At 31.7% G+C, this 14,722-nt stretch carries 12 protein-coding genes and 4 tRNA genes; 7 read left to right on the top strand and 9 right to left on the bottom strand.

What is annotated here, in order from left to right:
- Positions 1–146: 146 nt before the first annotated feature.
- Positions 147–713: a DJ-1/PfpI family protein gene (locus ACNI3C_RS08980; RefSeq protein ID WP_419769468.1), complete on the top strand. Its 567-nt coding sequence runs from the start codon at positions 147–149 to the stop codon at positions 711–713.
- A 49-nt stretch (positions 714–762) separates the two neighbouring features.
- Positions 763–1,494 (top strand): IclR family transcriptional regulator, encoded by a 732-nt coding sequence (locus tag ACNI3C_RS08975; protein WP_419769467.1) that lies wholly within the window; start codon positions 763–765, stop codon positions 1,492–1,494.
- Positions 1,495–1,530: 36 nt separating this feature from the next.
- Here ACNI3C_RS08975 and ACNI3C_RS08970 read toward each other — a convergent pair whose 3' ends face one another.
- Entirely contained in the window at positions 1,531–1,980 is a 450-nt protein-coding gene (locus tag ACNI3C_RS08970) for a phosphoribosyltransferase (RefSeq protein ID WP_419769466.1), read from the bottom strand.
- Between the two features lie 7 nt (positions 1,981–1,987).
- Positions 1,988–3,289 carry an NCS2 family permease gene (locus ACNI3C_RS08965; RefSeq protein ID WP_419769465.1) on the bottom strand — a complete coding sequence of 434 codons (1,302 nt, stop codon included), beginning with the start codon at positions 3,287–3,289 and terminating at the stop codon, positions 1,988–1,990.
- A 126-nt stretch (positions 3,290–3,415) separates the two neighbouring features.
- Between ACNI3C_RS08965 and ACNI3C_RS08960 the strand changes: the two genes are divergently transcribed.
- Positions 3,416–4,273 (top strand): damage-control phosphatase ARMT1 family protein, encoded by an 858-nt coding sequence (locus ACNI3C_RS08960; protein ID WP_419769464.1) that lies wholly within the window; start codon positions 3,416–3,418, stop codon positions 4,271–4,273.
- Between the two features lies 1 nt (position 4,274).
- On the opposite strand, the gene ACNI3C_RS08955 is transcribed toward ACNI3C_RS08960, so the two are convergent.
- Positions 4,275–4,970: a glycerophosphodiester phosphodiesterase family protein gene (locus ACNI3C_RS08955; protein WP_419769463.1), complete on the bottom strand. Its 696-nt coding sequence runs from the start codon at positions 4,968–4,970 to the stop codon at positions 4,275–4,277.
- Between the two features lie 210 nt (positions 4,971–5,180).
- Between ACNI3C_RS08955 and ACNI3C_RS08950 the strand changes: the two genes are divergently transcribed.
- From ACNI3C_RS08950 to ACNI3C_RS08940, 3 genes are all read left to right on the top strand, one after another.
- Positions 5,181–5,783, top strand: a complete 603-nt coding sequence (locus tag ACNI3C_RS08950) for a hypothetical protein (protein ID WP_419769462.1) — start codon at positions 5,181–5,183, stop codon at positions 5,781–5,783.
- Positions 5,780–7,324 (top strand): c-type heme family protein, encoded by a 1,545-nt coding sequence (locus tag ACNI3C_RS08945; RefSeq protein WP_419769461.1) that lies wholly within the window; start codon positions 5,780–5,782, stop codon positions 7,322–7,324. The genes ACNI3C_RS08950 and ACNI3C_RS08945 overlap by 4 nt, the downstream gene beginning before the upstream one ends.
- A gap of 179 nt (positions 7,325–7,503) precedes the next feature.
- Positions 7,504–10,131 (top strand): PAS domain-containing protein, encoded by a 2,628-nt coding sequence (locus ACNI3C_RS08940; RefSeq protein WP_419769460.1) that lies wholly within the window; start codon positions 7,504–7,506, stop codon positions 10,129–10,131.
- Here ACNI3C_RS08940 and ACNI3C_RS08935 read toward each other — a convergent pair.
- A complete protein-coding gene (locus ACNI3C_RS08935) occupies positions 10,114–11,436 on the bottom strand; it encodes a response regulator (protein ID WP_419769459.1) in 1,323 nt (440 codons plus the stop codon). The two genes, ACNI3C_RS08940 and ACNI3C_RS08935, sit on opposite strands and share 18 nt — an antisense overlap.
- A 138-nt stretch (positions 11,437–11,574) precedes the next feature.
- On the opposite strand from ACNI3C_RS08935, the gene ACNI3C_RS08930 reads away from it, so the two are divergent.
- Positions 11,575–13,587 carry a transporter substrate-binding domain-containing protein gene (locus tag ACNI3C_RS08930; RefSeq protein ID WP_419769458.1) on the top strand — a complete coding sequence of 671 codons (2,013 nt, stop codon included), beginning with the start codon at positions 11,575–11,577 and terminating at the stop codon, positions 13,585–13,587.
- A gap of 30 nt (positions 13,588–13,617) precedes the next feature.
- On the opposite strand, the gene ACNI3C_RS08925 is transcribed toward ACNI3C_RS08930, so the two are convergent.
- The 5 genes from ACNI3C_RS08925 to ACNI3C_RS08905 form a co-directional block, all read right to left on the bottom strand.
- The gene (locus ACNI3C_RS08925; protein ID WP_419769457.1) at positions 13,618–14,013 is read right to left on the bottom strand and encodes a response regulator; all 396 of its coding nucleotides are present in this window, start codon (positions 14,011–14,013) and stop codon (positions 13,618–13,620) included.
- A 134-nt stretch (positions 14,014–14,147) separates the two neighbouring features.
- Positions 14,148–14,236: transfer RNA gene (locus ACNI3C_RS08920), tRNA-Ser, on the bottom strand.
- 31 nt (positions 14,237–14,267) lie between these two features.
- Positions 14,268–14,344 (bottom strand) — tRNA-Thr (locus tag ACNI3C_RS08915).
- 9 nt (positions 14,345–14,353) lie between these two features.
- Positions 14,354–14,430: transfer RNA gene (locus ACNI3C_RS08910), tRNA-Met, on the bottom strand.
- Positions 14,431–14,466: 36 nt separating this feature from the next.
- A tRNA-Gly gene (locus tag ACNI3C_RS08905) sits at positions 14,467–14,543 on the bottom strand.
- Positions 14,544–14,722: the final 179 nt, after the last annotated feature.

Here is a 14,722-nt window from a genome sequence, read left to right as displayed (position 1 = left end):
TTTATTAATTTCTTATGTCACTTAATAATAATTTTTAAGAAATGTTTTTAGTTGCACTATATGCAACCCAAAAAAACTAATCAAAAAATAAATTTTAAATTAAAAATTAATGATATATGATTGAACAGATCAAAAAAGGAGATAACATGTCAAAAAAAATATTGATTATTGCAGGAGATTTTGTTGAAGATTATGAAATGATGGTTCCATTTCAATGCCTTTTAATGCTTGGTCATACCGTTGATGTTGTTTGCCCTGATAAAAAAGCAGGTGATCAAATCAAAACAGCCATTCACGATTTTGAAGGGGATCAAACATACACAGAAAAACCTGGACACAATTTTACGCTCAATGCCAGTTTTGATAAAATTGATGAAAACAGTTATGATGCTTTACTCATTCCAGGAGGAAGAGCACCTGAATATATTCGGCTCAATCAGAAAGTTTTAGCAATGGTTCAGAATTTTAACAGTAAAAACAAACCCATTGCCTCTGTGTGTCATGGCGTACAAGTTTTGGTTGCAGCAGGCATTGTCAAAGGCAGAACTTGCTCTTGTTATCCCGCTTGTTCACCTGATTTAACCACCAATGGCGGAACTTGGGCAGATATTGGTTTTGAAGATGCCATCGTTGATGGCAATTTAGTCACAGCTGCTGCTTGGCCTGCTCATCCAAAATGGCTAGCAAAATTTAACGAACTTTTAAATAAATAGAAGTAAGAACGTTCTTCTATTTGGTATAATAACTCAAAAAAGAGTTATTATGCCATCCATTAAATCACTCTCTAAAGGTTTGCAAGTTTATAAAACCATTGTAGCTTACGATAAACCCATTTACGCCAAGCAATTATGCGAAAAACTGAACATTGAAAAAAGCACCATGTCCAGACTTTTAAAAACACTGTTAGATGAAGGTTTTATCAGCTATTTAGAAAACTCTCATACCCTCATTGCCACACCAATTCATGCAAAAGCAGAGAAAAAAACAAAAATAGAACTCATTGTACAAAAAACAACAACCCTTTTGAACGAAATACATACACAAACCAATGAGTGTGCCTACCTTGGAATTTTTGATAACTACAAAGTGCTCTATCTCAACCAAGTTGATAACTCTAATAGAATCATAAAAACTCGAAATAATATTGGACTTCAAGCCCCTTTACACACCAATGCCTTAGGTAAATCAATTTTGGCATTTGGAAATTACGATATTGAAAAAATCAAATTAAATCCGTATACCGCTAATACCATTACTGATATAAAAAAACTGAAAAAAAGTCTCAATGAAGTCAGAGAAAATGGTTATGCCATCGACGATAAAGAGTATCAAGATGCCATGCGATGTGTTGCTGTGCCTTTGTTTAATCATGAAAACATACTCATTGCTTCTGTTGGAATTTCAGGAACAAAAGAGCGATTAACCCTAGAAAAGTCAAAAGAATTTGGCAAAATACTCTCAGATATTGTTAACGGCTACACCATTGTTGTATAAATCTCTTTTTTAAAAAAACAACTCAATTTATGTTGATTATTCTTTTAAATCCACTTCCCAAAAGAAATCTATCCATGCAGGTGCCTCTTTAACACTGAAATCAGGTTGTAACACTGCCGTTGTTTTATAAAAAAGTGTGGCCAATTTAAACTCAACATGAGGGAATTTCTCTTTTAAAATTCTAAAAATTTCACGCATGGTTTCACCACTGTCTACAATATCATCCAGTATCAAAACCTTTGATGCATCACTTAAATCGGGAATATTAAAAATATTAAAGGTATCTAATTTTTTGGTGCCTTCATAATGAATTGAATTTAACGTAACTACATTTCTAATATCCAATGCCTCTCCCATAAAATGTCCCAATGTCAAACCACCTCTTGAAATGGCAAGCAGAACATCGCAATCATACTCTTTACAACGGTTTATTAGTGTTTTGGTGTCTTCTAAAAACTCACGGTATGAGTAGTAATATTTTTCCATATAAAATTTATCCTTGTAATATAAAAACTAAAAAACTGATTAACGTAATAGCCATGATACCAATGTTTAAATCACTGTACTCTTTTTTTGTAACTTTAATAAACGTATAAACAATAAATCCTGCTGCAATTCCATTGGTAATGGAGAACGTTAAGGGCATCATTAAGACAATGAAAAACGTCCCTGCACTTGTTGCAAAATCCATATCGACAAAATTGATTTTCCCAAGTTCAGTAAACATCAATACCCCAACAACAACCAAAACTGGATAAATAGCATTAGAGGGTATGGCTTTAAACAATGGAAGCATAAACAGCGTAGTTAAAAAAAACAGTGCAGTAAATACCGCCGTTAAACCTGTTCTTCCTCCCGCTTCTACCCCACTTGCACTCTCAACAAAACTGGTTGTTGTTGAAACCCCAAGTAGACTTCCTGCTACCGTGGCAATGGCATCGGCTTCAAGTGTTTTTTGCAAACTTTTATCATCTTTATTTTTTTCATCTTGAAATAAATTGGCTCTTGCGCCAACTCCAGTAAGTGTTCCTAACGTATCAAACATATCGGTAATTAAAAACGTAATAATAATAGGCAACAAAGAGAGACTTAATGCACTTACAATATCCAGTTCTAAAAGAATAGGTGAAATGGAAGCGGGCATACTAAAAACTTCTTTAGGCACTTGCCCTATTCCAAAAATCCAACCAAGAATTGAAGTGATGGCAATGGAGATAATAAATGCCCCTTTAATTTTATGTGAATGGAAAACAAATGCCAATATAAGACCAATGAGCCCTAAAAAGACATTCGGATTTGAAAAATCACCCAACTTCACTAAAGTGGCGTCACTCGCAACAATCATGCCCATTTGTTTGAGTCCAATAAACGCAATAAAAGTACCAATCCCAGCACTGATAGCCCGTCTTAAATTTAAAGGAATTGAGGTCATTATCCAAATTCTAAAATTGGTAAAAGAGAGTATGACAAAAATAATTCCCGATAAAAACACAATTCCTAAAGCTGTTTGCCAAGGTATTTTCATACCCAAAACCAAACCGTATGAGAAATACGCATTTAATCCCATTCCTACACTCATGGCAATGGGTGTATTTGACCATAACCCACTAAACAGTGTTGCAAGAACCGTAATAATTGCTGTTGCAGTTACGACTGCCTCCATAGGAAGTCCCGCATCTGAAAGAATAAAACCATTCACTGGAACAATATATAACATGGTTAAAAAAGTGGTAAATCCTGCCGTGAGTTCTGTTTTAACATTGGTATGGTGCATTTTTAATTTAAAGTAGCCCAAAGTTACTCCTTGGTGTGAAAATTATCGGTATTTTACACAAAAATATATAAATACTGGATTGTTTTATCTTCAAATAAGTATTAACACACCATAATACCTCTGAAAAATAATTGATAAGAAGTACAGATGAATATAACAAACGATTGTGTCAAATGCATTGTTGGTCAAATCGATAAAGCCATTGTCCATTTAAATTTGGATGAAACAAAAGCCAAAGAGATACAAGCTGAAGTATTAAAACGTTCTGCCACTTTTTCGTTTGAACATACCCCACCTTATGTGGCACGAGATGTTTATGAATACTTAGCTGAACAGACAGGATTAAAAGATCCTTTGGAGTCAATCAAACAAGATTCCATTCAAAATGCCCTAAAACATGTCCCTTATATTGAAAAAAGAATTCGACAAGCCGATGATAAACTGCTCACTGCCATTAAAGCATCCGTTGCTGGAAATGTGATTGACTTTGGTGCCAAAGAGCAATTCAGTTTAGAAGAGGAGATTAACAAAGTATTTCATACCTCTTTTGCCATTGACGATTATAAAAAATTGGCAAAACAGATTGAACAAAAAAACAGTATTTTAATCCTAGCAGACAATGCAGGAGAGAATGTCTTTGATAAAATCCTCATAAAAATGATTACCCGACTCTATCCTCACAAAAAAATCACTTATGCTACACGAGGTAAACCCATTATCAATGATATTACTACAAAAGAAGCGCTTCAAATTGGTATTGACCAATTTGCACAAGTCATCAGTACAGGAGTAGATACACCAGGATTAGAACTGAGTCGTACGACAACTACGTTCCGAGATATTTTTGAGAAAGCCGAATTGATTATATCAAAAGGAATGGGAAATTTTGAGTGCTTAGAAAGTTTAAACGAGAAAAAAATTTTCTTTTTATTTAAAGTCAAATGTAATGTTGTGGCCAAAACAATTAAAAAAGAGATTGGTGATATTATCCTCAAACAGGGCTAAATCATATCTCTTCAAAAATGATATTATCCACTAAAGCCAAAGCCTTTTTGGCTTTGGCTTTAGAATTAATGGTCCAACAAAGCAGAGGGATTCGCATAAAATGACAAATTTTTACAATATCTGTTTTCAATAAGAGATAATCCAAAGCCACAAAATGCGGTTTACATGTTAAATAAGCCATCAAAAATTTGAAGATAATTTTTACAGAAGAGCTCTTCTCATCACCAAAAATCAAACCTCTTACAAAATGTGGTCTGTTGTTTTTAAACCAAGCCATGCTTTTCGCATTAAAAGATTGAATCGCAAATAAACCTTCATAACCATCCAAAATATTTGCAATAATATACTCAAACTCTTCATCCGTTTTTTCATTTTTAATTTCAATCAGAAGAGGAACTTGCCCTTTAATCTCTTTTAATACATCACGAAACAGTGGAATTTCATCTTCTGTATTTAAAAGTTTTAATGTTTTTAAACTATCATAAGAGCTTTGATTGATATTCATACTTTTTGAGGTCATTCTTTTGGTATTGTCATCATGAAAGACGATGACTTGTTTGTCTTTGGTCAATTGAATATCTAACTCAATGCCATAATTCCCCTCTACGGCTTTAGCAAAAGCACTTAAAGAGTTTTCACAGGCATCAATATCATGTAAACCTCTATGAGCAATGGGTTTTTTAAACAACCACTTCATCGCCGATTTTTTATACCTTAGACTCAAAATTAACCTCATACACTATTCTTAAAGAAAAAATCTCTGTTTTTCTCTCAAATATTCTTTATAATTTCATATATTACCATATTAAACGATACATATGTAACTAGTCTTTAATTAAAATTATATAATTTATATAATTTTTAAGTATTATAACTTTATAATGTATCAGAGAAAAGTAGGAAAACAATGAAAAATATTTTATGTATATGCTCAAATCCTGACGATGCCATAAATTTTGAAACACTCAAACAATATTTTACGGAATACCATTATGATATTGTCAAAACATTTAATGAAGTAAGTGCTCTGTTTACTTCAAAAAGTTATGAAGTGGTTGTAATTGATTTTACAAAACCCGAAGGCAAAGAGATTTTAGATTTTATCATGAGTAAAAATGATAAACAAAAAATTATTACCATGAGCGAAAATCTTGAATGCAGTGTGGTTGAGGGGTGCAATCATTGTTTTACTCAGTATAACAGAAGAAGAATTCTTCAACCAATAAAACTCAAAGAATTGATTTCTACCATTAAAAATTTTGATGAAATTGCGTGCAGCTATAAAAATCAATTTTCAAATATCATCAATATCTTAGATAAAATAATCTCAGGATACAGCTGCTTTGAATATGACTGCGTAAACCAAGTTATCAGCCCAAAAGAGAGCAGTTTTGGAAGCAGTATCATACAAGAACTCATCGAAATAACCAAACTGTTAACGGAAAAAAATATCTGCTTTTCTGTGGATAAAAATTTCAGTATCAGTATCATTAATGAGAATAACGAATGAAAAAAACAAAATTTATAGTCAAAAATAAAATTTATATTTTCTCAATAATACTCTTCATCTTGCTTAATGTCTCTTTTTATAATTTAACAAAATACTATTCATTGTATAAAACACAAGAGAGAATAGAAGACTTTTTATTGAATGTAAAAGCCTTAAGAAATTTTGTCAGCCATGGCCAAAAAAATGCAATCTATGATTTACAAAAAGAAAACCTCTTAGATGATACATTTTTTAATCCGGCATTGATGTCTTCAACATATATTGCCACACGAGTCAATGAAGAGTATAATGAGCTTCTAAAAAGTATCAATCGTCCTCCTGTAAAGATAAGATTTTCAAGTACAAATCCCAGAAACCCCAACAATAAATCAAATGATTTTGAAAGCAACTTATTGGAACAATTTAATAAAAAAGAGATTTCATCTTTTCAAACAATTGTCAAAACAGAATATGGGGATGCCCTATATTATGCCAAACCAACAAAAATCACTACCGATGAGTGTATGCGTTGTCACTCTGATCCTAAAATTGCACCAATAGGTTTGGTCAAGATGTATGGTGACACAGCAGGTTTTTATGAACATAAAGGCGATATAAGAGCCATGTTATCAACACTTTATCCCATGGAACCAGAGTACAGAGACTCATTTGTTCTTTTTTTAATATTATTGGCATCTTCGTCTATTATTTTTCTATTTATCATCATTTTTTTCAATAAATATAATAAAATTTTACATAAAAACAATGCGTTATTAAAAGAGCGAATTGCATTTGAAGTTGCAAATAATCAAGAGAAAGATGGACTCATGTTTCAGCAGTCAAAAATGGCATCTATGGGAGAGATGATTGAAAACATCACACACCAATGGAAACAGCCACTCTCTGCAATGCTGACACAATCTACGGGAACACTTTTACAAAAAGAGTTGGGCATTGCAGATGAAAAAGCCTATCTTCAAGCATTGGAAACCGTTGTAAAAAATGTCAATTACCTCTCTTCTACTATTGATTTTTTCAGAGATTTTTTTCATGAAGACCGAGAAGAAAAAACCATTAATCTTAGAGCTCTCATGGAGAGAACAACCAATATTATTACCTCAAGCATTAAAAAACATAAAGTGGATTTAGAAAACAACATTGATGACACGATTGAATTTAGATCCTATGAAAATGAGTTAATACAAGTTTTCCTCAATATCATCAATAACTCTAAAGATGCTCTTGTCAAAAATAACGTAGAACCGCCACGGTATGTCTTAATCGATGCCGTGGACACTCCTGAGTATGTTACCATTACTATTATTGACAACGCAGGAGGAATAGATGAATCCATGTTAGATAAAATATTTGACCAATACTTCACGACCAAAGAAAAAGGGGAAGGTACAGGCATTGGTCTTTATATGTCTAAAGAGATTGTTGAAAAACATCTTCATGGAAAACTCAAAGTGGAGAATATTCATTTTACACACAAGAACACACCATGTATTGGAGCAAAATTTATCATTACGCTGTTCAAAAAGAGTGAGTCAGCTCTTTAATATATCTCATCTTTTTTTATCAACAATCAAAATATCTACTCCTAAAAAAAGATGAGATTTGTGATGCCATATCTCTTTTCTCTGACGAAACAATGTTTTCATTCATAGCTTTTTAATGAATTGTTAATGCTTTAAATAATACCATTAAAGTGTAGAGTATAAATTGAATAAGGATATATATGAATCAGTATAGAAATCTATCCATCATCTCTCTTTTTTTACTTTTCATTATCATTGATACACTGCTCATTGGATACATTAATAAAGTCAAAGAACAACACTTAAACTTTTTATCTTCAAGCAGTGAAAAAGAAGCTGTAACCCTTTTTGATAATATTTCCATATCAAGAGCATGGAATTCAAATTTTGATGGTGTATATGTAAAACAAACAGGCAATTTACAACCAAACCCATACTTACCAAATAATCATATTTACTCAAAAGAGAATGAATTACTGATTAAGATAAATCATGCATGGATGACTCGACAACTCTCTGAACTATCGAAGTTAACAAATAAACATACTTTCAAACTCACCAGTTTAAATCCCATCAATCCTAACAATAAACCATCAGCTTTTGATGTAAAAGCATTAAACTATTTTGAAAAAAATCCCAATAAGCTTTATTATACCCAACGAGCAAAAGATTATTCAAATCTGAATTTTATGGGTGTATTAAAATCTGATAATTCATGTATGCAATGCCATGTAACACAAAACTATAAAGAGGGAGATATCGTTGGTGGAATCAGCATTACACTACCGCTAGAAGAGTATCAAATACAATACCGTGATATTCTCAACAATCACCAAAGAATGATTTTTATTGTTGTTTTCATTTCAATTTTACTGTTTATTGCTATTTTGATTGTTATTCATCTGTTTTTTAAAACCCATTTGCAACTTAAAGAAAATGTTAACCAATTGGAACAGTTAACACAAGACAATGACACTTTAATTATCCGATATAAATATGCCATCGAAGGAAGTCAAAGTGGGATTTGGGATTGGGATTTAGTCAAAGATGAGATTTATTTTGATGAAAATTGGAAAAAAATGCTCGGATATGAAACCCATGAATTAAAAAACGATTTTAAAGAGTGGGATTTACGCGTTCATCCGGACGATAAAGATAAAGCCATCCAAGATATAGTAGAGAACCAACAGCATAAAACAGATTTTTATTTAAATGTACACCGATTACGACATAAAGATGGCCATTGGGTATGGATATTAGATAGGGGTAAAACCTATTTTAATGAGCAAAACCAAGCGACTCGAATGGTAGGATTTCATACAGACATCACTCAATTTAAAGAGTTAGAAATAGATTTATATGAGAAAGAACAAAATTTAATGAATGCGCAAAGAATTGCACATATGGGACATTGGAGATACAATGCAACCAATGACTCTTTTTTCATCTCCCGAGCATTATATACAATATTGGGCATTAAAGATACAATTAAAATAAATTCTTATCGGGATCTTTCAGTATTGGTTCACAGTGATGATTTAAATGATTTCCTCAACAAACATCATGAAGCCATTAATCATAGAAAGAAAACTTCATTACAGTATAAAATCATCAATCCAATAACAAAAAAAATACATTACATTGAAGAGCACATCTCCTTTTTTCATGATACAAGAATAAATGAAGAGAATTTTATGGGAACAATGCAAGACATTACTTCCATAAAAAATATTGAAAAAGAGTTAGAACTCTTTAAACAAATTATTGATGATTCACCCATATCAATTCTTATTACCGATGCTAAAGCAAATATTATATATGCCAATAAATATTTTACAAAAGTTTCTGGCTACACAAAAGATGAAATTGTGGGGAAGAATCCAAGAGTTTTAAACTCAGGAGAGACCTCTTTACAAGAGTATAAACAGATGTGGGAAACGCTACAAAATAAACAAAACTGGAGTGGCGTATTTAAAAACTTAACTAAAAACAAAGAGGCCTATTGGGAATCGGCATTGATTATTCCCATTATTAATGAAAATGAACAAATTACAAATTATTTAGGCATAAAAAGGGAAATCACCAAAGAGATTTATTTGCAAAAAGAGCTCAAAGAGAAAGAAGACTTAATGTTAATTCAATCTAAAAATGCAGCCATGGGAGAAATGATCAGCATGATTGCACACCAATGGAGACAACCCATTACGATAATTTCTATGATTGCAAACAATATACTTGCCGATGTAGAATTGGAAATATTTGACACTGTAAATGCAAAAAATGCTGCCATTGAATTGAGTAAACAAACCCAATACCTCTCTCAAACCATTGAGGATTTTAGAAACTTCTTTAAACAAGACAAACTCCCTGAAGAGACTGATTTTAATGAAATATTTTCAGATATCAGCTCGATTATATCGGCTTCTTTGAAAAACAATAATATTGAATTTTCTACAAACTATGATGAATCCATCCGATGTAAAACCTATAAAAGAGATATTGAACAAATTCTCATAAATTTAATTAAAAATTCAAAAGAAGCCTTTCTTGATGCGAACCAATCACAGAATCAATATATTAAAATAGACGTTCAAGAAGAAGCAGATTTCATCAGTATTAAAGTGTATGATAATGCAGGAGGCATAGAAAAAGAGACTTTAGAAAAAATATTCAATCCCTATTTTACAACCAAAGAGGCACAAAATGGAACAGGATTGGGATTGTATATGTCAAAAACCATTGCACAAAAACATCTAAAAGGTAACCTTACCGCAAGGAATTATGACCAAGGGGTAATGTTTGAATTGACGTTACAGAAGTTTCTTTAAGAACCCCGTCTCCTCTTTTTCTTCTTTTTTATTTTTTCTAATGTTTTTAATGGTATCTTGCAAATCAATTATTGCATGTCTTTGTTCGGTAAGTTTTTCTTCTAACTTTGCAATCTCTTTATTTTTAAGGTGTTTATCTTCTTCAAGATTTTTAATACTCTCTTTATTCATTTGAATGATTTTAAGTGCTTGTTTGTATGATTCTGCAATCTTTTGGACATTGACATTATTGATGGCCAATACTTTATCATGATGCTCTTTGAGTTGTCTTATTTCATCTTCATAATGGCTAATTTGTGTATTTAATTGATAATGTTTTTGTTTGTCTTCATTTGAATGATTTTTTAAAAAAGAGTCTTCATCTTGTAAGAGTGCAATTTCATTTTCTAACTCTCTGATTCTTTGTTTATAACTGTAATTTTCTTTCCGGAACACTTGGTAATTTCCCATAACTTGCCGTTTAAATTCTCGTTTTTCAAGCTCATGATCCGTAGTTAAGAATCGAATTCCCATATACTCTTTTATGGTTGCATTATCATTTTCAAACAAAGGAATTATGGTTGCATGCACATAATAGGGTTCACCATTTTTGGCTCGGTTTTTAATATTACCTTCCCATTGTTGACCATTTTGAATCGTTTTCCACAACTCTTTGAATAACTCTTTTGGTACATCAGGATGTCGTATGATATTTTGATTTTTCCCAATGAGTTCCTCTCTTGAATATCCAGAAATTTCACAAAAGAAATCATTGACAAAAGTAATATCTCCTTTTAAATCCGTTTTAGAAACAATCGCAACTTTATCTAGGGCATTGGTATAATGGTTAAGTTCAATGTTTTTTGAATGTAAGCTTTCAAGCAGTTCATCAATATTTTTAAGATAAGTATCATTGTTTTTAAATGCTTTTATTTTTTTGGCAATTTTATGAAGTAAATTGTTCATATCTTCATAATTGACAGGTTTAATAATGTATCCGTCAATACCCAATCGAATGGATGTTAAGAAATTTTCCATTTCTGAATAGGCTGAAATGATAATAATATTTTGATTATTATTGAGTTGTTTAATTTCACGCGCCATATCTAAGCCATTCATTTTTGGCATTTTTATATCGGTAATAACTAAATCACAAGGGTTGCTTTTATATAAGGCTAAACCCGCTTCACCATCTGGAGCAGAGATGACTTCTTTGAAAAATTTTGAGAGATAATTGATCATTGTATTTGCTATGTTAGTATCGTCTTCAACATACAGTACTGTTAAATCAAACCCAAGTTCTTGTAGCTCTTTTAGACTTTCCATTTTTATGCCTTAAAACTGATAATGTAAAGTATAACAAAAAAGGATTAATCTTTGTATAATCTTCATAATAAAAATCTATTATATTCTCATTTAATTGTGATTTATGTATCATATAACATCAAAGATATTAGGATTACTATGTCGAAACTCTTATTTCTCCTTTTTTGCATAACATCCCTGCTCTTTTCTTCAACCATGTTTGATAACAGCCTACACAACAAAACCATAAAGTCAGCTTCTGAACTGGACTATCCCCCTTTCTCAATTGTTTTAGACAATAAGCAAGCTTCAGGCTTTTCTGTTGAGTTACTAACCAAAACCATCAACATTATGGGAGGAGAAGTCTCTTTTTATGTGGAGACTTGGGCAAATATAAAAAAAGATTTAAAAGAGAAAAAAATTGATGTACTCCCAGTAGTAGGAAGAACCCTTGAAAGAGAACAATATTTTGATTTTACAACACCCTATTTGGTTATGCATGGAGCCATTTTTATAAGAGATACCCAATCTGATATTAAAAATTTAGCGGATTTAAAACATAAAACCATCGCTACAATGAAAGGGGACAATGCACAAGAGTATGCACAAAAAAATAAAATTGCTCAAACCATAAAGACTTTTGACAGCTTTGAACTGGCCTTTAAAGCACTCAATGAAGGAGAAGCAGATGCGGTAATCGTTCAACGGCTAGTGGGAGTTAAATTAATTCAACAACTTAAACTTAAACATATAAAAATGGTGAATTATGTCTTAGAAAATTTTAAACAGGATTTCAGTTTTGCTGTTGTTAAAGGAGATACAAAACTTCTTGCGCTTTTAAATGAAGGACTTGCACTTTTAAAAGCCAATGGAGAGTATGAAGAACTCTATAAAAAATGGTTCCAAGAAGAGAGTAACCCAATAAATCGGGATTATCTGTTTATTTTAATTGGCTTGGTGACTTTTTTCTTTATAGTCTCTATCTTATTTTATCTTTGGAATCGATCTTTACAAAAATTGGTTAATTTAAAAACAAGTGAACTGACCACTCTTAATAAATCTCTTGAACATAAAATAGAAATTGCAATTAAAGAAATAGAAGAAAAAAACAGTGACTTTAAAAAAATTATAGAACTCACCCCCTGCCCAATAATGCTTCACAATGAAGATGGGAACGTCATTTTAATGAATAAAGCTTGGTGTGAATTGTCAGGATTTGAGCCTCATGAGATACAAACAATTCAAGATTGGATTAATCATACATACATTGATGAAGTAAAAAAAAGCAGCGTTAAAGCACATATTCAATCCCTCTATTCTCTTGAAAGCTCAATCAATGAAGGTGAATTTTCATTTATCAATAAAGATAAAGCTTTACTCATTTGGAGTTTTTCATCGGCTCCATTTGGTATCATAAATGGCAAAAAAGTTATTGTAACATCGGCAATGGATATTACTGAACTTAAAAAAGCAGATGAACTGATGATAGCGCAATCCAGAACGGCTGCCATGGGTGAAATGCTCAGTATGATTGCCCATCAATGGAGACAACCTCTCTCTATTATATCCATGAATGTGAATAATACGTTATTGGATTTGGAACTGGATAAGATGAACAAAAAGAGTTTAGAAGAGAATTTAAACTCTACACTATTTCAAGTACAACATCTTTCAAAAACCATTGATGACTTTAAAGACTTTTTCAAACCCAATAAAGAGAAAGATGAAGTCTCACTTGAAACCATTTTCAAAGATTCAATACAATTTGTTAGCAAAAGTTTAGAAAATCATAATATTCAATTGTCAATGAATTGCAAAACAGAAAAAAAAGTATCTCTGTATTCAAGAGAAATCATACAAGTTTTTATTAACATTTTAAATAACGCCAAAGATGCTTTAAATGAAAAAAATCCTTCAGATAAAAAAATCATGGTTTCAATATTTGAAATAAAAAATTTCATCCGAATAGAGATTTGCAATAATGGAAATTGTATCAAAGAAGAAAATCTCTCGAAAATATTCAATCCTTATTTCTCTACAAAAGACCAAAAAAATGGAACGGGATTGGGTTTATATATCTCAAAAATGATCATTGAAAAACATATGAAAGGTCAAATTTATGCAAAAAATAGAGAAGATGGTGTCTGTTTTCTTATTGATTTACCCATTTAGCCTATTGCTAAGAGGCAATTAATGGTGTAGTTAATTCTCAATACATTCAGATAACTTCAATAATATTTCATGAAAATCTAAAGGTTTATGAATATATCCCAATACATCTAATGCGTTCATTTTTGTTATATATTTCTCATCAGTATACGCAGTAACAATAATAATTTTTTGTTGAGTATTTAATGTTTTAATGTGTTCAATAAGTTCAAACCCATCCATTTTAGGCATTTGAATATCGGTAATAACAATATCATAATTGTTTGTTTTGTACAATTCAAGGGCTTCAATTCCATTCGTAGCTTTATCAACTTTTAAAAAAAGTTTTTCTAAAAATAGAACACTTTGGTTTAACAATTCAATTTCATCTTCAACAAAAAGAATGGATAAATTTTGAGTGGCATCTTTTAATTTAATTAAATCTGTCATGTCATAGTCTACTTTAAATATTAAATTTTATGGATATATGAACAAGTAATTGTATCTAAATTAAGATAATATAATCTGTATTCACTTTTGGATTTTTATTCAAGTAAGATAAAAGTAAGTAAAAAACCAACAAATGGCAGAGAGCGGGGGATTCGAACCCCCGGAGGCGTTAACCTCGCCGGTTTTCAAAACCGGTACATTCGACCAACTCTGTCAGCTCTCTTTGTATTTTGTCATTGTAAGATTGAATAATATGGAGCTGGTGAAGGGAGTCGAACCCCCGACCTGCTGATTACAAATCAGCTGCTCTAGCCAACTGAGCTACACCAGCTTCAAAAAATGGTGTCAAAAGAGAGACTTGAACTCTCGACCTCCGGCTTATGAGACCAGCGCTCTAGCCAGCTGAGCTACTTTGACATAAAACACACATTTTTTAAAATATATTATTATAAGTGGAGCGGGAGACGAGACTCGAACTCGCGACAATCTGCTTGGAAGGCAGAGGCTCTAGCCAACTGAGCTACTCCCGCACTTTAAAGAAGAGAAAAAAGTCACTCTCATTTAAAGGAGCGAAATAATAATATAAATTGTGTATAAAGTCAATATAAAATATTACTATTTTTAACAAATTCTTCAATTTCTATTGACTTTACATTTCAACCCTACTCTTTTAAAAAAAATAAGAGTAAGCTTACATGAGTGAAACTTC

Source organism: Marinarcus sediminis (SeqCode) (assembly GCF_048571275.1).
Lineage (GTDB): Bacteria > Campylobacterota > Campylobacteria > Campylobacterales > Arcobacteraceae > Marinarcus > Marinarcus sediminis.
Note: the sequence above shows the minus strand (reverse complement) of the source record. Positions and strands in the feature narration are given on the sequence as shown.